Raw genomic sequence first — 20,540 nt, 5'->3', positions numbered from 1 at the left:
CTGCAAAAAATTTCGTTTGAATTCTGGCTGACGGGCGGTGATCATCATAACCATTATTCATACAAAATAGAAGCGAACATGATTAAGTCTCATATACTCGGGTTCCCACGCATGGGCCTGCAACGCGAGCTCAAGTTCGCCCTCGAGCGCCACTGGCGCGACGAAATCAGCGAGCAGGAGCTCGAGGAGTGCGGCGCCATGCTGCGTCGGCGCCACTGGGCGCAGCAGCGCGATGCCGGGCTCGATTGCGTGACGGTGGGCGACTTTGCCTTTTACGATCACGTTGCCAATCACATCCAGCTGTTCGGCTGCGAGCCGGCCAGGTTCGGTTTTAGCGGCGCCGAATCCGCGCTGGCCCGCTATTTCACGCTGGCGCGCGGCGTTGCCAGCGAAAGCCAGCACGAAGATGCCTGCCACCACGCGCATGGCGTCGGCAAGCCGGCGCTGGAAATGACCAAATGGTTCGATACCAATTACCACTACCTGGTGCCGGAGTTCGACGACGCCACCCGCTTCAGCTTGGCGTCGGCGCGCCTGCTGGGTGAAGTGGCGGAAGCGACGGCGATGGGCCACCGCGTCAAGCCGGTGCTGCTCGGCCCGCTGACCTTTCTGTGGCTGGGCAAATCACGCACGGCCGGCTTCGACAAGCTGGCGCTGCTCGACCAGTTGCTGCCGGCCTATATCGCCCTGCTGAGCCAGCTGAAAGCGGCCGGCGCCGGATGGGTGCAGATCGACGAGCCGATCCTCGGCCTCGACCTGCCGGGCGAATGGGCGCTGGCGTTCGAGCGCACCTATCACATGCTCAACACGGCGCAGCTGCCGATAATGCTGGCGACCTATTTTTCGCCGCTGCAGGAGCATCTGAGCCTGGCGTGCAAGCTGCCGGTTGCCGGCCTGCACATCGACCTCGTGCGCGCCGGCGAAGAGCTGCTGTCGGTGCTCGACTGGCTGCCGCCGCACAAGGTGCTGTCGCTCGGCGTCCTCGACGGTCGCAACATCTGGCGCGCCGACCTCGACAAGGCGCTGCGCCTGCTGGCGCCGGTGGTCGCGCGGCGCGGCCAGCAGCTGTGGATCGCGCCGTCGTGCTCGCTGCTGCACGTGCCGCTGAGCCTGTCGGACGACGCCGCCATCGACGACGAACTGCGCAGCTGGCTGGCCGGCGCCGCCGACAAGCTGGCCGAGCTGCGCATCCTGCAGCGCGCCATCAACGACGGCGAAGACAGCGTGGCCGTCGAACTGCTGGCAGCGCGCAGCGCCATTGCCGCGCGCGCTGCCAGCCCGCGCGTGACCAACCCGGTGGTGACGCAGCGCGCCGCCCAGCTTGCGCCCGGCATCGACCGCCGCAACAGCAGCTTTGGCGCGCGTCGCGCCGGGCAGCAGGCGCGCCTGGCTCTGCCGCTGTTTCCGACCACGACGATCGGCTCGTTCCCGCAGACCGCGGCGATCCGCGCCGCCCGCGCCGCCTACAAGCGCAAGGAGCTGAGCGACGACGCGTATGAGCTGGCGATGCGCGCCGAGATCGCCCACGCCGTGCGCCAGCAGGAAGAACTCGGCATCGACGTGTTGGTGCACGGCGAGGCCGAGCGCAACGACATGGTCGAGTATTTCGGCGAGCAGCTCGACGGCTTCGCGTTTACCGCGAACGGCTGGGTGCAGTCGTACGGCTCGCGCTGCGTCAAGCCGCCGGTGCTGTTTGGCGACGTCTCGCGGCCGGCGGCGATGACGGTGCGCTGGACCGCGTATGCGCAAAGCCTGACTTCGCGGCCGATGAAGGGCATGCTGACCGGCCCGGTCACGATCTTGCAATGGTCGTTCGTGCGCGACGACCAGGCCCGCTCGGCGACCGCGCAGCAGATCGCGCTGGCGATCCGCGACGAGGTGCTCGACCTGGAGGCGGCCGGCATCGGCATCGTCCAGATCGACGAGCCGGCGATCCGCGAAGGGCTGCCGCTGCGCCGCGTGCGCTGGAACGACTACCTGCAGTGGTCGGGGCGCGCGTTTCGCATCGCCGCCAGCGGCGTGGCCGACGACACCCAGGTGCACACGCACATGTGCTACGCCGAGTTCAACGACATCCTGCCGGAGATCGCGGCGATGGATGCGGACGTCATCACCATCGAGACGAGCCGCTCCGACATGGAGCTGCTGCGCGGCTTTGGCAGCTTCAGGTATCCGAACGAGATCGGCCCGGGCGTGTACGATATCCACTCGCCGCAGGTGCCGTCGGTCGACGCGATCGTGCGGCTGATGAAGAAGGCGGCCGAAGTGATCCCGGCGGCAAACCTGTGGGTCAATCCCGATTGCGGCCTGAAGACGCGCGCCTGGCCGGAAACGCAGGCGGCGCTGCGCAACATGGTGGCGGCGGCGCATCGGCTGCGCGGCGAAGCGGGCAGCGTGGCGCCCTGATTGGGGCGGCGATTGTCGCCGCCGCCATTTTGCTCTATTGTTATCGTGATCGGGTGTCCGCGCCGCTTTCGCCGGGTGCCTGGGATGGTGTATATTCACCGGCCCGGCGACCGAGACCGGGTTCGATAACAAGAGAGAGACGATGACCGCCACCCTGATTTTTGTAATTGCCGCCTACCTGATCGGTTCGATTTCGTTCGCGGTGGTGATGAGCCGCGTATTCGGCCTGTCCGATCCGCGCACTTACGGCTCGAAAAACCCTGGCGCCACCAACGTTCTTCGCAGCGGCAACAAGAAAGCGGCGATCGCCACCCTGATCGGCGACGGCGCCAAGGGCTGGTTCGCCGTGTGGCTGGCCGAGCGCCTGGCCGACCAGTATGGCGTGACCGACGCCGGCATCGCGATGGTCGCGCTGGCAGTGTTTCTTGGCCACCTGTGGCCGGTGTTTTTCCGTTTCGTCGGCGGCAAGGGCGTCGCCACCGCGCTGGGCGTGCTGATCGGCCTGAATCCCTGGCTGGGCCTGGCGACCTTGGTGACGTGGATGGTGATTGCGTACGCGTTCCGCTACTCGTCGCTGGCGGCGCTGATCTCGGCGGTATTCGCGCCGTTCTACTACGGCCTGCTGTTCGGCATCGACGAAAAATTCTTCGCGGTAGTTGCGATGTGCGCGCTGCTTGCCCTGCGCCACAGCAAAAACATCAGCAACCTCATCGCCGGCAAGGAAAGCCGCATCGGCAGCAAGTCCGCCGCCGCCAAGCCCCCCGCCGCCAAAAAATGACTTTCCCCAAAAACAGGGTCAGACCCGTTTTAAATTCGGTTTCTAACAGATCGTTTCCTCAAAAACAGGGTCAGACCCGTTTTAAATTCGGTTTCTGATAGATCGTTTCCCCAAAAACAGGGTCAGACCCGTTTTAAATTTTAAACATCAGCAACCTCATCGCCGGCGCGGAAAAGCCGCATCGGCAGCACGTCACTGCCGCCGCCAAGCCCCCCGCCGCCAAAAAGATAATTTCGCCAAAAACAGGGTCAGACCCGTTTTAAATTCGGTTTATCGCCGATCGTTTCCCCAAAAACAGGGTCAGACCCGTTTTAAATTTTGCGATTTGCATTGGCGGCGCCATAAAAACCGGGTGTGACCCGGTTTTGTTCTGTCCTATTGAAATGCTATCGCTCGGGTCAATATAGTGGGCTGGTAAATAGGGAGTAAACATTGTGAGCAAACAGATCAGGATTGATTTCGTGTCGGACGTGTCGTGCCCGTGGTGCGTCATCGGCCTCAAGTCGCTCGAGCAGGCGCTCGACAACGTTGGCGACCTCGCCGATGCCGAGCTGCATTTCCAGCCTTTCGAGCTGAACCCGAACATCGCGGCCGAAGGCGAAGACATCGGCGAGCACCTGGCCCGCAAATACGGCGCCAGCGCCGAGCAACGCAACCAGACCAGCGAGATGATCCGCGCGCGCGGCGCCGAACTCGGCTTCGAATTCGGCCAGCGCGACCGCATCTACAACACCTTCGACGCCCACCGCCTGCTGCACTGGGCCGAAGAGCACGGCTTGCAGCGCGAGCTGAAGATGGCGCTGTTCGACTCCTACTTCACCGACGGCGACAGCCCAGGCTCGCACGAGGTGCTGGTGCGCGTGGCCGGCAAGGTCGGACTCAATACTGCCGAAGCTGCCCGCATCCTCGCTGCCGACACGTACGCCGCCGAAGTGCGCGAAGCCGAGCAGTTCTTCCAGCGCCAGGGCATCAGCTCGGTGCCGGCGATCATCATCAACAAGCGCCACCTGATCTCCGGCGGCCAGCCGCCCGAAGTGTTCGAGCAGGCGCTGCGCCAGATTCTCTCCCAGGAATAAGCTAACACCGCGGTTCCAGATCATCGGGGTCCGACCCCAGTCTGACCCCGATGTGATTTTTGGCGCGTTTTTGGTGCGCTGCACAAGAACGGTGCCGAAAGCCGTGCGGGCCCGTGCCGATTCGACTTATTCCTGGTGCATTTCCTCTTTTTCTCGCTGGCACGCCATTTGCTGATGGACAGGTAACGGCAGGCGCCCCGCGCTTGCTCCGACTGTTCTGCCAGCCGAGCTACGAGGAAATGATGAGCAACGATACCAAAACCACGCTGAACCGCCGCACCATCCTGAAAGCGGGCGCCGCTTCCCTCAGCGGCCTGGCCACCGGGGGAGTGTGGGCCGCAGGGTCCGACAAGCCCGAAAAAGAGGAAGTCAAGGTCGGCTTCATCCCGCTCACCGATTGCGCGTCCGTCGTCATGGCGTCAGTGCTCGGCTTCGACAAGAAATACGGCATCAAGATTGTGCTGTCGAAGGAGTCGTCGTGGGCCGGCGTGCGCGACAAGCTCGTCAACGGCGAACTCGACGCGGCGCACGTGCTGTACGGCCTGATCTACGGCGTGCAGATGGGCATCGGCGGCGCCAAGAAGGACATGGCGGTGCTGATGAACCTGAACCACAACGGCCAGGCCATCACCTTGTCGAAAAAAGTGTCGGACAAGGGCGGCGTCGACGGACCGTCGCTGGCCAAGCTGATGCGCACCGACAAGCGCGAATACACCTTCGCCCAGACCTTCCCGACCGGCACCCACGCGATGTGGCTGTACTACTGGCTCGCCACCTACGGCATCAATCCGATGAAGGACGCCAAGGTGATCACCGTGCCGCCGCCGCAGATGGTGGCCAATATGCGGGTCGGCAACATGGACGGCTTCTGCGTCGGCGAACCGTGGGGGCACCGCGCCATCGTCGACGGCGTCGGCGTCACCGGCGCCACCACCCAGGACATCTGGCAGGACCACCCGGAAAAAACGCTCGGCACCACCGCCGAATGGGTCAAGACCAATCCGAACACGGCGCGCGCGCTGATCGCCGCGGTGCTCGAAGCGAGCAAGTGGATCGACGCGTCGCTGTCGAACAAGACCAAGATGGCCAGCACCATCGCCGACAAGTCGTACGTGAACACGTCGGTCGACGTCATCAACCAGCGCATCCTCGGCCGCTACCAGAACGGCATGGGCAAGACCTGGGACGACCCGAACTACATGAAGTTCTATAACGACGGCAGCGTCAACTTCCCGTACCTGAGCGACGGCATGTGGTTCATGACCCAGCATAAGCGCTGGGGCCTGCTCAAGGGCGAGCCGGACTACCTGGCCACCGCCACCGCCGTCAACCAGATCGCGCTGTACAAGGAAGCGGCGACGATGGCCAAGGCGAGCGTGCCGAAGTCGCCGATGCGCACCACCAAGCTGATCGACGGCGGCATCTGGGACGGCAAGAACCCCAAGGCATATGCCGATTCATTCAAGATCAAAGCCTGATGGAGGAGCAGCACATGAGCGCAGTACTCGACCCCGTAACACGCGGCGCCGCCGGCGTCCCATTATCGAAGGAGCCTGAAAAGCGGCGCCGCAGCCAGCGCCTGGCCAGCCAGGGCGTGCGCATCGGCGGCGGTAAATCGGCCTTTAACGCCATCTTGCTGAAGGTGCTGCCGCCGTTTCTCGGCGTCGCACTGCTGGTGCTGGTGTGGCAGATCATCTCGGTCAAGAACACCAACTTCCCATCGCCCGCGGTGACCGCGGCGGAGGCGCTGCGCCTGTTTGCCGATCCGTTCTACAGCAACGGCCCGAACGACCAGGGCATCGGCTGGAATATCTATGCGTCGCTCAAGCGCGTGGCGGTCGGCTTCGGCCTCGCCGCCGCGGTCGGCATCCCGCTCGGCTTCATGATCGGGCGCTTCAAGTTCCTGGCCGGGATGTTCAACCCGGTCATCAGCTTGCTCAAACCCGTCTCGCCGCTGGCCTGGCTGCCGATTGGCCTGCTGGTGTTCAAGGCCGCCGACCCGGCCGCGATCTGGTCGATCTTCATCTGCTCGATCTGGCCGATGATCATCAACACCGCCGTCGGCGTGCAGCGCGTGCCGCAGGATTACATGAACGTGGCGCGCGTGCTCAATCTGTCGGAGTGGAAGATCTTCACCAAGATCCTGCTGCCGTCGGTGCTGCCGTACATGCTGACCGGCGTGCGCCTGGCGATCGGCACCGCCTGGCTGGTGATCGTCGCCGCCGAAATGCTGACCGGCGGCGTAGGCATCGGCTTCTGGGTCTGGGACGAGTGGAACAACCTGAACGTCCCGCACATCATCATCGCCATCGTGGTGATCGGCGTGGTCGGACTGCTGCTGGAACAAGCGCTGGTCGCACTGGCCAAGTCGTTTACCTACGAAGAAACGGGAGCCTGACATGAGCACGCAAAAATTCATCGAGGTGCAGGGCGCCGAGATGCGCTTCGATACCAGGAAGGGCAGCTTCCATGCGCTCACCAACATCAACCTGACGGTCGCCCAGGGCGAATTCGTCACCTTGATCGGCCACTCCGGCTGCGGCAAGTCGACGTTGATGAACCTGATCGCTGGCCTCACCACCGCCACCGAGGGCGTGCTGATTTGCGCCGGCCGCGAGATCGCCGGGCCGTCGCCCGAGCGCGGCGTCGTCTTTCAGAACCACTCGCTACTGCCGTGGCTGACCTGCTTCGAAAACGTCCACCTGGCGGTCGAGCGGGTGTTCGGCGCCAAGGAATCGAAGGCGCGGCTGCGCGAGCGCACCACTGCGGCGCTGGCGCTGGTGGGCTTGACGGCGGCGGCGTCGAAGCGGCCCAACGAAATCTCGGGCGGCATGAAGCAGCGCGTCGGCATCGCCCGCGCGCTGTCGATGGAGCCGAAAGTACTGCTGATGGACGAGCCGTTCGGCGCCCTCGACGCGCTGACCCGCGCCCACTTGCAGGACGAGCTGCTGCGCATCGTCGCGCAGACCGGATCGACCGTGGTGATGGTCACCCACGACGTCGACGAAGCGGTGCTGCTGTCGGACCGCATCGTCATGATGACCAACGGGCCGGCGGCGACGATCGGCGAGATCGTCGACGTCAAGCTGGCGCGCCCGCGCGACCGGGTCGCCCTGGCGCACGACGCGCTGTACATCGATTACCGCACGCGGGTGCTGGAGTTCTTGTACCACCGCCAGGCGCGGCCGAACAAGGAAGCGGCCTAGCTGATGTCGAGGACGATCGGCTGGTGGTCGGAGGCGATCGTCTCCGACTGCACCTCGACGGCGTTGACGCGCGGCGCCAGGTCTTCGGTGACGAAGAAGTAGTCGTAGCAATCGGGCTTGTCCGGCCACGCGAAGCCGTGCAGGCCGGCGGTCGGCATGTGCGACTGGCCGGGATGGGTGGCGCTCCAGGCGTCCACCAGCGGCAGCCCGACGCCTTCGGGCGCGAGCAGCTCCGCGTATTCGGGCGAGCCGGGATTGAGGTTGAAGTCGCCGCAGTAGATCGCCGAACCGGGACGAAAGCCCAGCTGGTAGGGCGCATCGAGCGTCGGGTCGGGCTCGAAAGTGCGGGCGCGCTCGCACGCTTCCCAGTGCAGATACCTGATCTGGCGCACCTGCGCGATGCGCTGGGCCAGCGAATAGTATTCGAGATGAGTGGTGAGCACGCGCACCTTGCCGCCCGGGGCGTCGATGACCGCCTCGATCATCCCGCGCGGCATGCCCGGCGGGCTGGACGGATCGGGCGGCCACGGCAGCAGGTGGCGATGCACCTGGGTGATGCGGAATTTGGAAAGCAGCGCATTGCCAAACAATCGCGGCAGGTTGTTGCGGTAGATTTCGCTGGCCGGCGCCTGCACCGAATGGTAAGCGCCGAACGCGCCGGCCAGCTGCTTGAACTGGTTTGCGCTGGCGCTGCCTTCGAGCTCGGGGTGGTTCGAGGCCACCTCCTGCAGGCAGATCACGTCAGGATTGAGTTTGCGCAGCACGTCGATGATGGCGTGGATTCTGATCCTGCCATCCTTGCCGCATCCCCAGTGTATGTTCCAGCTGACAACCCGCATGCCGCGCCTCCGGAAAAACTCCACCCGGCTGATAGTGGCATTGTTTGGCGGGGGACGGGAACACCGTAGGATATGGCTACAAAATCTGTTCTAGGATGCTAACTACACGACCTTGATTTCGTCGAGCGGCCACCGCGGCCGCACATTGAACGAGTAATCCTTCTGCGCCGCGTCCGGATTGATCTGCAGGCGCATCGCCCCCGCGAACGCGATCATCGCGCCGTTATCGGTGCAGAACTCCAGCTCCGGATAAAACACCTTGAACTTCTTCGCCACCGCCGCCGCATCGAGCGACGCGCGCAGCTGCGAATTGGCGCCGACGCCGCCGGCGATCACCAGCCGCTTCAAGCCGGTGTGCTTGATCGCGCTGACGCATTTGGCCGTCAGCACGTCGACGATCGCATCGACAAACCCGCGTGCGATATCGGCCTTGTCCTGTTCGCAGATATTGGCGATGACTTTTTCTTCGTGGTTCTTCACCACCGTCAGCACCGCCGTCTTCAGTCCGGAAAAACTGAAATTGAAATCCTTCGAGTGCAGCATCGGGCGCGGCAGCTTGTAGGCGGTCGGGTCGCCAAATTCGGCCAGGCGCGAAATCGCCGGCCCACCCGGATAGCCGAGGCCGAGCAGCTTGGCCGACTTGTCGAACGCCTCGCCGGCGGCGTCATCGAGCGTTTCGCCGAGCAGCGTGTACTGGCCGACGCCGTCGACCCGCATCAGCTGCGTATGCCCGCCCGAGACCAGCAGCGCGATGAACGGGAACTGCGGCGGCTCGGCCGCCAGCAGCGGCGACAGCAGGTGGCCTTCGAGGTGGTGCACGCCGAGCACCGGCTTGTCGGTCGCCAGGCCAAGCGCGCAGGCGATCGACGAGCCGACCAGCAACGCGCCGGCCAGGCCCGGGCCCTGGGTGTAGGCGATGGCGTCGATCTCGGACAGCGCAATGCCGGCGCGTTCGAGCGTGTGCTCGAGCAGCGGGATGGCGCGCCGGATATGGTCGCGCGAGGCCAGCTCCGGCACCACGCCGCCGTACTCCTCGTGCATCGCCACTTGCGAGTGGAGGGCATGGGACAGCAGGCCGCGTTGCGTGTCGTACAACGCAAGGCCGGTTTCATCGCAGGAGGATTCGACGCCGAGAACAATCATGAAAGGTGCAGACAAAGGGGGCAATGTGCCATTGTAAAGCACCGGTGCATGCGAGCAGACATGCTTACGGCCGCTGCAGCAGCTCCGCGTGCGCGGCGCGCAGCATCGTTTCGGTCGATGCCCAGTCGATGCAGCCGTCCGTCACCGAGCAGCCGTACTTGAGCTGCGACAGGTCGGCCGGGATCTTCTGGTTGCCGCCGACGATGTTCGATTCGATCATCACGCCGACCACCGACTTGTTACCGTGCCGGATCTGCTGCACCACGTCCGACATCACCAGCGGCTGCAGCTCGGGCTTCTTGTAGCTGTTCGCGTGCGAGCAGTCGACCACCAGGTTGGCCGGCAGGCCGGCCTTGTGGAGTGACTGCTCGGCAATGGCCACCGACACCGAGTCGTAATTCGGACGCCCGTCGCCGCCGCGCAGCACCACGTGGCCGTACGCGTTACCGCTGGTGCGCACGATCGACACGCTGCCTTCGCCATTAATGCCGAGGAAGGAGTGCGGATGCGCCGACGACAAAATGGCGTTGATGGCGATGCTGATGTCGCCGTCGGTGCCGTTCTTGAAGCCGACCGGCGTCGACAGGCCGGACGACATCTCGCGGTGCGTCTGCGACTCGGTTGTGCGCGCGCCGATCGCGGTCCACGCAATCAGGTCGCCCAGGTACTGCGGCGAAATCGGGTCGAGCGCCTCGGTGGCGGTGGGCAGGCCCATCTCGCACACGTCGAGCAGGAACTGGCGCGCCTTCTCCATGCCTTCGTTGACGCGGAACGAATCGTCCATGTCCGGATCGTTGATGTAACCCTTCCAGCCGGTGGTGGTGCGCGGCTTTTCGAAGTACACGCGCATCACCAGCAGCATCGTGTCCTTCACTTCTTCTTGCAGCTTGAGCAGGCGCGCGGCGTAATCGAGGCCGGCCACCGGATCATGGATCGAACAGGGCCCCACCACCACGAACATGCGCTTGTCCTTGCGGTCGATGATGTTGCGCAGCGTCTCGCGCCCCTTCATGACGGTGTCGAACGCGCGCGGGCGCAGCGGCAGCTTGGCGTGCAGCTCGACCGGCGACGGCATCCGCCCGAACGAGGTGACGTTGGTATTTTCGACGTTGGTGTTTTCGATATCCTGGGTTTTCATGTTTCTGCTTCCCTGCTTGACTATGTGCAAGCAGTTTAGCGTCATTCGGCGCCTGTTGCAGCGCAGCGGCCAAAACGAAAAAAATAGTGCGCGCCGGTGTAAGCTTTGGCCATGAATACATCCAACGACAAATTCGCCGCCGCTCACCTGATCAAAGAGATCGGCCGCGGCAAGAAAGGCTCGCGCAGCATGTCGCGCGATGACGCGCGCGCGCTGTACGCGGCCATGCTGGACGGCCGCGTGTCCGACCTCGAAATGGGCGCGGTCGTGATGGCAATGCGCATCAAGGGCGAATCGGTCGACGAGATCGGCGGCTTCCTCGATGCGTCCGAGGCTTCCTTCGAGCTGCTGCCGGCGCCCCAGGGCGACTACGCGCCGGTGCTGATCCCCAGCTACAACGGCGCGCGCAAGATGGCCAACCTGACACCGCTGCTGGCGATGCTGCTGGCGCGCGAGGGCGTGCCGGTGCTGGTGCACGGCGTCACGCGCGATCCGGGGCGGGTGACCACCGCCGAAATCCTCGAGGCGATGGGCATGCCGCTCGCCGCCAACCTGGCCGACATGCGGGCGGCGCACGCGCAGCGCCTGCCGAGCTTCATGCCGATCGAGGTGCTGGCGCCGAAAATGGCGCGCCTGCTGGCGCTGCGCCGCGTGCTGGGCGTGCGCAACTCGACCCACACGCTGGTGAAGATTCTGCAGCCGTTCCAGGGGTCGGCCTTGCGCCTGGTGTCGTACACCCATCCCGAGTACCTGGAAATGCTGGGCGAATATTTTACCGGCGCCGCGCCGCCAGAACGCGGCGACGCTTTCCTGATGCGCGGCACCGAGGGCGAAACCGTCGCCAACGCCAACCGCGCCCAGCAGATCGACTGGTTTCATGGCAGCGAGCGCACCATCCTGGTGCAGCGGGACGCACCAACGGACGACCTGGCGGAGGCGCCGGCTGACCGCGACGCGGCCACCACCGCTGCCTGGATTGCCCGCGCGCTACGGGGCGAGGAGCCGGTGCCGGCCTCGATCACGGCGCAAGTGGCACAGTGTTTGCTAGTTTCAAAGTCATTACAGGCAAACACGGGCGGGCATGATGGAGAGCACAGGTAAGGTATGGCTGGTGGGCGCGGGGCCTGGCGATCCTGAACAACTGACGCTGAAAGCGGTGAAGGCGATTGCCGGCGCCGACGTGCTGCTGGTCGATGACCTCGTCAATCCGGACATTCTCGCGCACGCGCCGGCGTCGGCACGCGTGATCCACGTGGGAAAACGCGGCGGCTGCAAATCGACGGCGCAGGCGTTCATCGAGCGGCTGATGGTGTCAGAGGCGCAAGCCGGGCGGCGCGTCGTGCGGCTCAAGGGCGGCGATCCGTTCGTCTTTGGCCGCGGTGGGGAAGAGCGCGCGTTCCTGATGGCCTCCGGCGTCGAAGTTGAAGTGGTCAACGGCATCAGCAGCGGGCTGGCGGCGCCATCGGCGATCGGCGTGCCGCTGACGCACCGCGACTGGAGCTCGGGCGCGATTTTCGTCACCGGGCACGAGCGGCAGGATGAGCACGGCGCCGCGCGCACGCCGGACTGGGGCCTGCTGGCCCAGACCGGGCTGACCCTGGTGATCTATATGGGCGTGGCCAGGTGCCGGCAGATCCAGGCGGCGCTGCTGGCCGGCGGCAAGGCGGGCACGACGCCGGTGGCGGTGATCCAGTCGGCTACCGGCAGCGGCCAGGCGCATCTGCTGACCACGCTGGCGGCGCTGACCGACGACCTGTTGCTGTCGGGGCTGGGCAGCCCGAGCATCATCGTCGTCGGTGACGTCGTGCGCTGCGCCGATGTGGTCGGCAACCCCAGGCTGGCCGAAGCTGTAGGCTGATTGCTGCCGCTCCGTTTACAATCACGCTTTAAGTGATCAGCGGAATCGGCAGCAACCATGGCAAAACAATTTGATGTAGCGGTGATCGGCGCCGGCGCCGCCGGCATGATGTGCGCGGCCGTCGCGGCCCAGCGCGGCAAGCGCGTCGTGCTGATCGACCACGCCGAGAAGCTGGCCGAAAAGATCCGCATCTCCGGCGGCGGCCGCTGCAACTTCACCAACGTGAACACGGCGCCGGCCAATTTTCTGTCGGCCAACCCGCACTTCGCCAAGAGCGCGCTGTCGCGCTACACGCCCAGTGACTTCATCGCGCTGGTCAAGAAACACCGCATCGGCTACCACGAGAAACACCGCGGCCAGCTGTTCTGCGACGAATCGGCCGAACAGATCATCCAGATGCTCAAGGCCGAGTGCGCCGCGGGAGGCGTCGAATGGCGCATGCCGACCAAGGTCGAATCGGTCGAGCAATTTCCCGAAGGCTTCCTGTTGTCGACCGACACCGGCGACATCATGGCCGACAACGTCGTCATCGCCACCGGCGGCCTGTCGATCCCGAAAATCGGCGCCACCGACTTTGGCTACCAGATCGCCACCCAGTTCGGCCTCGCGCTCATCGAGCCGCGCCCGGGCCTGGTGCCGCTGACCTTCGACGGCCCGAGCTGGGAAACGTTCGCGCCGCTGGCCGGCATCGCCCTCGAAGTCGAGGTCGAAACCAGTTCCGGCAAAGGCAAGACCGCGCTCAAGGGCAAGTTCCGCGAGGACCTGCTGTTCACCCACCGCGGCCTGTCCGGCCCGGCCATCCTGCAAATTTCGAGCTACTGGACGCCGGGCACGCCGATCATCGTCAACCTGCTGCCCGACATGGATGTGGCGGAAACGCTGATCGAAGGCAAGGGCACGTTCAAGAAGCAGATGGGCAACGTGCTGTCGCAATGGCTGCCCACGCGCCTGGCCGAAGGCTTGTTGGACGCCAACGGCATCGCGCTGGACGCGCGCCTGGCGGACATGCAGGACGCCAGGCTGCGCAAGCTGGGCGACGCCATCAACCGCTGGGCTATCGTGCCGGCCGGCTCGGAAGGCTACCGCAAGGCCGAGGTGACCCTGGGCGGCGTCGACACGCGCGAACTGTCGCAGCAGACGATGATGGCAACCAAGGTGCCGGGCCTGTATTTCATCGGCGAAGCGGTCGACGTCACCGGCTGGCTGGGCGGCTACAACTTCCAGTGGGCATGGGCGTCAGGGGTGGCGGCGGGCACCGCGATTGCCTAGCGTCGCGGGGCAAAAGCGGCCCCCGCGCATGTGGCTGTGTCGAAACAGCTTGGCGAAAAGCTTCCCCTGCTTGCCAAATGCTGCTAGAATCTCGTTCTTCCCCTAATCTAACGGTTTGATTTTTACATGACCACTATTCGCCTTAAAGAAAACGAGCCGTTCGAAGTCGCAATGCGTCGCTTCAAGCGCACCATCGAAAAAACCGGTCTGCTGACAGAACTGCGCGCACGCGAGTTCTACGAAAAGCCAACGGCTGAGCGCAAGCGCAAGCTGGCAGCTGCTGTGAAGCGTCATTACAAGCGCATTCGCAGCCAACAACTGCCTAAGAAATTATTCTAAGATAGCTGGTCCAGTGATCCGGTACGGCGATGGCCTGCCCGGATTCATGGTCTGATGCTTCGCAGGCCCGCTCCGGTTTACCGCAGCGGGTTTTGCTATTTATAGCTTTCGAAACGAGGATGGCATGAGCTTAAAAGAACAGATCACCGACGACATGAAAGCGGCGATGCGCGCCAAAGAGGCGGGCAAGCTGGGCACGATCCGCCTGATCATCGCCGAGATCAAGCGCAAGGAAGTCGACGAGCGCATCGACGTCACCGACGACCAGGCGCTGGCGATCATCGAAAAGATGATCAAGCAGCGCAAGGATTCGATCGCCCAATTCGAGGCGGGCAACCGTCCCGACCTGGCCGACATCGAAAAAGCCGAGCTCGTCGTGCTGGACGCGTACATGCCGGCTGGCCTGTCGGAAGCGGAGATCAGCGCGGCGGTCGCCGACGCGGTGGCCGCCTCCGGCGCCGCCGGCCCGCAAGACATGGGCAAGGTAATGGCCATCATCAAGCCGAAAATGCCAAAAGGCACCGACATGGGTCTGGTATCGACCATGATCAAAAAGGCGCTGTCCGGCGCCTAGGGTTCAGACCCGGTGCAGGGGGCAGACCCGGTTGCTTTCAAAGGGTCTGCCCCCCCGGCCAACGCATCAGTTGTTTTAAGTCAACCTGACGCGGTCCGGGCGGTATAGTCTGACTTTAGACAAAGACTGTTCATCCAACGTGATTCCACAATCATTTATTACCGATTTGCTCAACCGGGTCGACATCGTCGACGTGGTCGGCCGCTACGTCCAGCTGAAAAAGGGCGGCGCCAACTTCATGGGCCTGTGCCCGTTCCACAACGAAAAATCCCCCAGCTTCACAGTCAGCCCGACCAAGCAGTTCTACCACTGCTTCGGCTGCGGCGCGCATGGCACGTCGATCGGTTTCCTGATCGAATACTCCGGCATGGGCTTTGTCGACGCGGTAAAAGACCTGGCGCAAAACGTCGGCATGGTCGTGCCCGATGCGGACGACAAGATTCCGCCGGCGCAGCGCGCGGCCAACCAGGCCCAGGCGATGGCCTTGACCGACGCCATGACCCAGGCCAGCGATTTTTACCGCGGCCAGTTGCGCGGCGCCGACAACGCCATCGCCTACCTCAAGAACCGCGGCCTGACCGGCGAAGTGGCCGCTCGCTTCAGCATGGGCTACGCGCCCAGCGGCTGGGACAGCCTGAAGGCAGTGTTCCCCGATTACGATGCGCTGGCGCTGGTGGAGTCGGGCCTGGTCATCGACAAGGTCGACGAGGACGGCAGCAACAAGAAGCGCTACGACCGTTTCCGCGAACGCATCATGTTCCCAATCCGCAACACCAAAGGCCAGGTCATCGGCTTTGGTGGGCGTGTGCTCGACCAGGGCGAGCCGAAATACCTGAACTCGCCGGAAACGCCGCTGTTTCAAAAAGGCTACGAGCTGTACGGCCTGTTCGAAGCGCGCCAGGCGATCCGCGACGCTGGCTACGTGCTGGTGACCGAGGGCTACATGGACGTGGTGGCGCTGGCGCAGCTGGGCTTTCCGCAAGCGGTGGCCACGCTCGGCACCGCCTGCACATCGACCCACGTGCAAAAACTGTTGCGCCAGACCGACACCGTCATCTTCAGCTTCGACGGCGACCGCGCCGGCCGCAAGGCTGCCCGCCGCGCGCTCGAAGCGTGCCTGCCCCAGGTGACCGACAACAAGACCATCAAGTTCCTGTTCCTGCCGAGCGAGCATGACCCGGACAGCTTCGTGCGCGAGCGCGGCTACGAGGCGTTCGAGCAGGAAATCCACGAGGCGATGCCGCTGTCGCAATTTCTGCTGCGCGAAGCGGCCGGCGAGCACGATCTTTCCACGCCGGAAGGGCGCGCGCGCGCCCAGTTCGACGCCAAGCCGCTGCTGCAATCGATGGCGCCGTCGTCGCTGCGCCTGCAGATCGTGCGCGGCCTGGCCAGCATCACCCAGTCAACCCCGGCGGAGATCGAAGCGTTATTCGAACTGGCCAAGCCGGTATCGGTTGCGCGCCGGGCGCCGCCGCGCCAGGGACGGCCGCAACCGGTGGGGCTGGAGTTGCAGATCTTGCGGCATCTGGTGGCCCATCCGCCACTGTGCGTGGAGCTCGACGACGCAGCGTTGCAGTCGTTTGATCACTTCGGACCGGAGTCGGCCGAGCGGTTGCGGCAGTTAGTGGCGGCCGGACAGGCGCTCGGACCGAACGGCGGCTTCGCGGCGTTGTCTCAGCAACTGAAGGAATCGAGCGTGGAATACGACTCTCTGATTGCCGAGATCGCTTCCGAGCCGGAATCGGACGTCGACAGCGTCAAAATGTGGCTCGTCGCCACTGTGAGGCAGCTCAAGGCGGACGCATTAAAACGGGAGCTAAACGAGTTGTTTTCAAAGGGACTGACCTCAGATCAGATAGGTATCCGGTACCGCGAAATCACGGCGATCCAGAACCAGCTGAAAGCGGAAGAAGATGCGGAGAAAGCCGCCCGTTGATGGGTGGATGTTGCTCTCGTTCAAGGGGTTGCTGAGACTGGAAAAAGTTGGGGTGCGTGCTATAATAAAACGATAAGTATTGTGTTCTTACAAAGCGTTTTGTGGATTCGCATGGGCACAGTATCTTCGACAGTCAGGCTCTTGATCGGCGCGCAAGACGGCGCCGGCGGCCAGGGCCGGCTTGGGTTGCGAACGGGGCGTTTGCCCTCATCAGGCGAACATCAGTTCGCTTTGCAGCCAGATGGTCTATGCCCCCAACCGCCGCTGTTCTGCAGGGAAACATGCTGCGGAAAACGGCAGCGTGGAGCGTGCCTGCAGGATGCAGTAAAGGTGGTTGAATGCGGTAATGCCAGGTAGGCCTGCGAGGGCCGGCCAGGAGACGTAGGCCCGAAAGGGCGGCAACAAACTTAATCTATAGTCGTTGTGACATCGAAAGCGCCTGTGCCAATCAAGAAACCCGAATCCCAAGTGGTTGAAAAGCCAATGAACATGTCCGCCAAAGCAGACAAAGCGCAAGACAAGGCCGAAGCGCGCGCGCCGACCGCTCCTGTGTCGAGCACGACTGCCGTCAGCCAGACCACCGATGCCGCCACCCTGGCCGCGATCGACACGTCCGGCTACGTCTTGCCGTCGGTGAAGGTGCCCGGCCGGCGCGGCCGCAAACCGAAAGAATTCCAGCCCGAGAACGACGAAGTGGCCGCCCTCAACGCCGTCGAGCGTGCCGAGCTGAAGGCCGTCGACAAGGCCAAGGCGAAGGACCGCAAGGCCAAGGAAAAAGCGTTGCTGAAAGACGCGTTCTCTTCGGACACCGAAGCGAGCGAGGAAGAACTCGAGCGCCGCCGCAACAAACTGAAGACCCTGATCAAGTTCGGCAAGGAACGCGGCTTCCTCACGTACGCCGAGATCAACGATCACCTGCCCGAGAACATCGTCGATCCGGAAGCGATCGAAGGCATCATCGGCACCTTCAACGACATGGGCATCGCCGTCTACGAGCACGCGCCGGACGCCGAGTCGCTGCTGCTGACCGACAACGTTGCCACCGTCACCAGCGACGACGAAGCCGAAGCTGCCGCCGAGGCGGCGCTGTCGACGGTCGACTCCGACTTTGGCCGCACCACCGACCCGGTCCGCATGTACATGCGCGAGATGGGCTCGGTCGAGCTGCTGACCCGCGAAGGCGAGATCGAAATCGCCAAGCGCATCGAAGACGGCCTGAAGGACATGATCCAGGCCATTTCCGCCTGTCCGGTGACGATTGCCGAGATCATTTCCGCCGCCATCCGCATCCAGAACGACGAAACCAAGATCGACGAGATCGTCGACGGCATGGTCGATTCGGAAGACGGCCCGGCTGTCGTGGCGCCGCCGGTGCCGTCCGATGACGACGAAGAAGACGAAGAAGGCGACGAAGAGGAAGAAGTCGAAGAGGAGGAAAACAATGCCTCGGGCGCGGCCGGTTTCTCGGCGGAGCAACTCGAAGCGCTGAAAGTGCAGGCGCTCGACAAGTTCGAGATCATCTCGGTGCAGTTCGACAAGATGCGCAAGGCGTTTGAAAAGGACGGCTACAACTCGAAAGCCTACGTCAAGGCGCAGGAAACCATTTCCAACGAGCTGCTCGGCATTCGCTTCACGGCAAAAGTCGTCGAGAAACTGTGCGACACCCTGCGCGGCCAGGTCGACGAAGTGCGCCACATCGAAAAGCAGATCCTCGACGTCGCGGTAAACAAGTGCGGCATGCCGCGCGCCCACTTCATCAAGGTATTCCCGGGCAACGAGACGAACCTGGAATGGGTCGATGGCGAAGTCAACGCTGGGCACGCGTACAGCGCCATCCTTGGCCGCAACATCCCGACCATCAAGGAACTGCAGCAGCGCCTGATCGACCTGCAAGCGCGCGTCGTGCTGCCGCTGCCGGACCTGCGCAACATCAACCGCCAGATGGCGGCCGGCGAAATGAAGGCGCGCAAGGCCAAGCGCGAAATGACCGAGGCCAACCTGCGCCTGGTAATTTCGATCGCCAAGAAATACACCAACCGCGGCCTGCAATTTCTCGACCTGATCCAGGAAGGCAACATCGGCCTGATGAAGGCGGTGGACAAGTTTGAATACCGCCGCGGCTACAAGTTTTCGACGTACGCGACGTGGTGGATCCGCCAGGCGATCACGCGTTCGATCGCCGACCAGGCGCGCACAATCCGTATTCCGGTGCACATGATCGAGACGATCAACAAGATGAACCGCATCTCGCGTCAGATCTTGCAGGAAACCGGCGCCGAGCCCGATCCGGCAACCCTGGCGATCAAGATGGAAATGCCCGAGGACAAGATCCGCAAGATCATGAAGATCGCCAAAGAGCCGATCTCGATGGAAACGCCGATCGGCGACGATGACGACTCCCACCTGGGCGACTTCATCGAAGACAACAACACGCTGGCGCCGTCGGATGCCGCCTTGCACGCGTCGATGCGCGGCGTCGTCAAGGACGTGCTCGATTCGCTGACTCCGCGCGAAGCGAAGGTGCTGCGCATGCGCTTCGGCATCGAGATGTCGACCGACCACACGCTGGAAGAAGTGGGCAAGCAATTCGACGTCACGCGTGAGCGCATTCGCCAGATCGAAGCGAAGGCGCTGCGCAAGCTGCGTCACCCTTCACGCTCCGACAAGCTGAAGAGCTTCCTGGAAGGAAACTAAGGCTTGACGGCGTAAGGGCAAAGGCAATATCCTCTCGCCACTTCGTTCCGGCACTGTCCGGACGGTGGCGAGATGGCTGCATCTCCCGCCGCACCGATTTCGGGCCTCTAGCTCATGCTTGGTTAGAGCAGCGGACTCATAATCCGTTGGTGCCGTGTTCGACTCACGGGAGGCCCACCAAAATTAGTTAATCGAATCAAGGGGTTGCTGACGTTTTCTGGCAACTCCTTTTTATTTTTTGTTCCTGGGATTCTGGCATGGCTCCTTTATGGCTCCCTGGAACGGTTGGACTTTTCGATGACCGACTCTTCGGCAGGCTAGTTGAGACGGCAGTAAACTATAGAAAGTAGGCATGCCGAAGAGATCGCCCGGGATACCCAACGAACTGCTCTTCGCTCATGTGGCTGACCGTGACAAACTTTCCGACGCCTTATGGATTATCGCTGCTCAGGTCGCCATGCTCCTTGCTCGCTCTGTCGATCAGCTCGATGAAGACCGCAAGGTTGGAAATCCGCCACCGGCAATGAAGCCGTGGGGTGTGAAAGGGCCAGTGCGATACAAACTAGGTTCCGTGCGTGACTTCATGTTTGGGAGCGCAGCCGAGGAGTACAACAATACCGAACACGCGCGGCAGGGCATCGCACTCAGAGAGTTGACCGGTCTAACGTGCTTCGAAGATTTTCTCTCAGTGGGCCAAGTCCAAGACGTATGGCCGATCACCATCCATCGGGGGATCCCGATTGATTTCTTCCGCTCACTTGGCTTGGGCGAAGCGTTGACTGACGCGGATACGTGCGAGTGGATGACGCTTGACCGCTACTTAAATATTCGACTATCGTCGTTGGCGATCAACGTCCCCAAACTCCTACCTGCAGCTGGCTCTGTGCGTCCCAACGACGCTGCTTGGAAAGAGAGGGCGGCGGTCGCGCTAACTGAAGCTGAGCTCTCGACGCTTGCGTCATTTTTCTCATCTGGCACCTCTGCGTCAAATAAAATCTACGTGGCCGGCGATCGTCGATTTCCTGGACGGGGAAGATATGTTTGGAACCTCGTTCAAAAAGCGGTAGGGCATCTCGGTTTTGATGGCGCAACTTCTACGACCCTGGTAAGCACAAAGGCATTCAGCCGCGTTGAGTTAGTTTCGGCCGCGCTGCTCGCGGTGGCCGTCAAGCTAGTTGTCGCCTAATATAGTCGTTATGCTGCTTTCTTTTGCAGCACGGTTTCCTCTACTCGGGCGCCATCACTGATGGTCTTTTCCGGATTGAGGTGGACGACGGACACTGG

General features: G+C 63.1%; 17 protein-coding genes, 1 tRNA gene and 1 pseudogene. 16 read left to right on the top strand and 3 right to left on the bottom strand.

The features are described 5' to 3' along the window. Positions 1 to 78: 78 nt before the first annotated feature. The 6 genes from metE to CR105_RS02845 all read left to right on the top strand — a co-directional run bounded on the left by metE (position 79) and on the right by CR105_RS02845 (position 7,466). The gene (metE, locus tag CR105_RS02870; protein WP_099786941.1) at positions 79 to 2,406 is read left to right on the top strand and encodes a 5-methyltetrahydropteroyltriglutamate--homocysteine S-methyltransferase; all 2,328 of its coding nucleotides are present in this window, start codon (positions 79 to 81) and stop codon (positions 2,404 to 2,406) included. A gap of 142 nt (positions 2,407 to 2,548) precedes the next feature. After that, complete coding sequence (gene plsY, locus CR105_RS02865; protein ID WP_099786940.1) at positions 2,549 to 3,184, top strand: glycerol-3-phosphate 1-O-acyltransferase PlsY; 636 nt, start codon at positions 2,549 to 2,551, stop codon at positions 3,182 to 3,184. 434 nt (positions 3,185 to 3,618) lie between these two features. Further along, positions 3,619 to 4,260 (top strand): DsbA family oxidoreductase, encoded by a 642-nt coding sequence (locus CR105_RS02860; RefSeq protein ID WP_099786939.1) that lies wholly within the window; start codon positions 3,619 to 3,621, stop codon positions 4,258 to 4,260. Between the two features lie 242 nt (positions 4,261 to 4,502). Beyond that, positions 4,503 to 5,738, top strand: a complete 1,236-nt coding sequence (locus tag CR105_RS02855; RefSeq protein ID WP_099786938.1) for a CmpA/NrtA family ABC transporter substrate-binding protein — start codon at positions 4,503 to 4,505, stop codon at positions 5,736 to 5,738. 14 nt (positions 5,739 to 5,752) lie between these two features. Then, entirely contained in the window at positions 5,753 to 6,658 is a 906-nt protein-coding gene (gene ntrB / locus CR105_RS02850; protein WP_099787420.1) for a nitrate ABC transporter permease, read from the top strand. 1 nt (position 6,659) lies between these two features. Next, complete coding sequence (locus tag CR105_RS02845; protein ID WP_099786937.1) at positions 6,660 to 7,466, top strand: ABC transporter ATP-binding protein; 807 nt, start codon at positions 6,660 to 6,662, stop codon at positions 7,464 to 7,466. On the opposite strand, the gene CR105_RS02840 is transcribed toward CR105_RS02845, so the two are convergent. From CR105_RS02840 to CR105_RS02830, 3 genes are all read right to left on the bottom strand, one after another. Next, entirely contained in the window at positions 7,463 to 8,305 is an 843-nt protein-coding gene (locus CR105_RS02840) for an endonuclease/exonuclease/phosphatase family protein (protein WP_099786936.1), read from the bottom strand. The two genes, CR105_RS02845 and CR105_RS02840, sit on opposite strands and share 4 nt — an antisense overlap. A gap of 102 nt (positions 8,306 to 8,407) precedes the next feature. Continuing rightward, positions 8,408 to 9,448, bottom strand: a complete 1,041-nt coding sequence (gene tsaD, locus CR105_RS02835) for a tRNA (adenosine(37)-N6)-threonylcarbamoyltransferase complex transferase subunit TsaD (RefSeq protein WP_099786935.1) — start codon at positions 9,446 to 9,448, stop codon at positions 8,408 to 8,410. 64 nt (positions 9,449 to 9,512) lie between these two features. Beyond that, on the bottom strand, positions 9,513 to 10,586 hold the full coding sequence (locus CR105_RS02830; protein WP_229413591.1) for a 3-deoxy-7-phosphoheptulonate synthase: 1,074 nt from the start codon (positions 10,584 to 10,586) through the stop codon (positions 9,513 to 9,515). Positions 10,587 to 10,697: 111 nt separating this feature from the next. Here CR105_RS02830 and ybiB point away from each other — a divergent pair, with 111 nt between their 5' ends. The 10 genes and pseudogenes from ybiB to CR105_RS02785 all read left to right on the top strand — a co-directional run bounded on the left by ybiB (position 10,698) and on the right by CR105_RS02785 (position 20,442). Continuing rightward, on the top strand, positions 10,698 to 11,687 hold the full coding sequence (gene ybiB / locus CR105_RS02825; RefSeq protein ID WP_099786934.1) for a DNA-binding protein YbiB: 990 nt from the start codon (positions 10,698 to 10,700) through the stop codon (positions 11,685 to 11,687). Then, a complete protein-coding gene (gene cobA, locus CR105_RS02820) occupies positions 11,671 to 12,444 on the top strand; it encodes a uroporphyrinogen-III C-methyltransferase (RefSeq protein ID WP_099786933.1) in 774 nt (257 codons plus the stop codon). The genes ybiB and cobA overlap by 17 nt, the downstream gene beginning before the upstream one ends. A 19-nt stretch (positions 12,445 to 12,463) precedes the next feature. Continuing rightward, positions 12,464 to 12,523 (top strand): annotated as a pseudogene (locus tag CR105_RS29430) (hypothetical protein); the annotation flags it as partial. Further along, entirely contained in the window at positions 12,502 to 13,713 is a 1,212-nt protein-coding gene (locus CR105_RS02815; protein ID WP_099786932.1) for a BaiN/RdsA family NAD(P)/FAD-dependent oxidoreductase, read from the top strand. The pseudogene CR105_RS29430 and the gene CR105_RS02815, both read left to right, overlap by 22 nt. Positions 13,714 to 13,839: 126 nt before the next feature. Further along, positions 13,840 to 14,052 carry a 30S ribosomal protein S21 gene (gene rpsU, locus CR105_RS02810; RefSeq protein WP_008451879.1) on the top strand — a complete coding sequence of 71 codons (213 nt, stop codon included), beginning with the start codon at positions 13,840 to 13,842 and terminating at the stop codon, positions 14,050 to 14,052. A 124-nt stretch (positions 14,053 to 14,176) separates the two neighbouring features. After that, positions 14,177 to 14,626 carry a GatB/YqeY domain-containing protein gene (locus CR105_RS02805; protein ID WP_099786931.1) on the top strand — a complete coding sequence of 150 codons (450 nt, stop codon included), beginning with the start codon at positions 14,177 to 14,179 and terminating at the stop codon, positions 14,624 to 14,626. Between the two features lie 139 nt (positions 14,627 to 14,765). Further along, positions 14,766 to 16,562 (top strand): DNA primase, encoded by a 1,797-nt coding sequence (dnaG, locus tag CR105_RS02800; protein WP_099786930.1) that lies wholly within the window; start codon positions 14,766 to 14,768, stop codon positions 16,560 to 16,562. Between the two features lie 489 nt (positions 16,563 to 17,051). Beyond that, positions 17,052 to 19,256, top strand: coding sequence for an RNA polymerase sigma factor RpoD (gene rpoD, locus CR105_RS02795; RefSeq protein WP_099787418.1), 2,205 nt, complete (start codon positions 17,052 to 17,054; stop codon positions 19,254 to 19,256). Positions 19,257 to 19,357: 101 nt separating this feature from the next. Next, positions 19,358 to 19,436: transfer RNA gene (locus CR105_RS02790), tRNA-Ile, on the top strand. Between the two features lie 172 nt (positions 19,437 to 19,608). Continuing rightward, positions 19,609 to 20,442 carry a hypothetical protein gene (locus CR105_RS02785; RefSeq protein ID WP_099786929.1) on the top strand — a complete coding sequence of 278 codons (834 nt, stop codon included), beginning with the start codon at positions 19,609 to 19,611 and terminating at the stop codon, positions 20,440 to 20,442. The last annotated feature ends 98 nt before the right edge of the window (positions 20,443 to 20,540 follow it).

This window comes from Massilia eurypsychrophila (assembly GCF_002760655.1).
Lineage (GTDB): Bacteria > Pseudomonadota > Gammaproteobacteria > Burkholderiales > Burkholderiaceae_D > JAFCUW01.
This window is presented reverse-complemented; position numbering and strand designations above follow the sequence as displayed.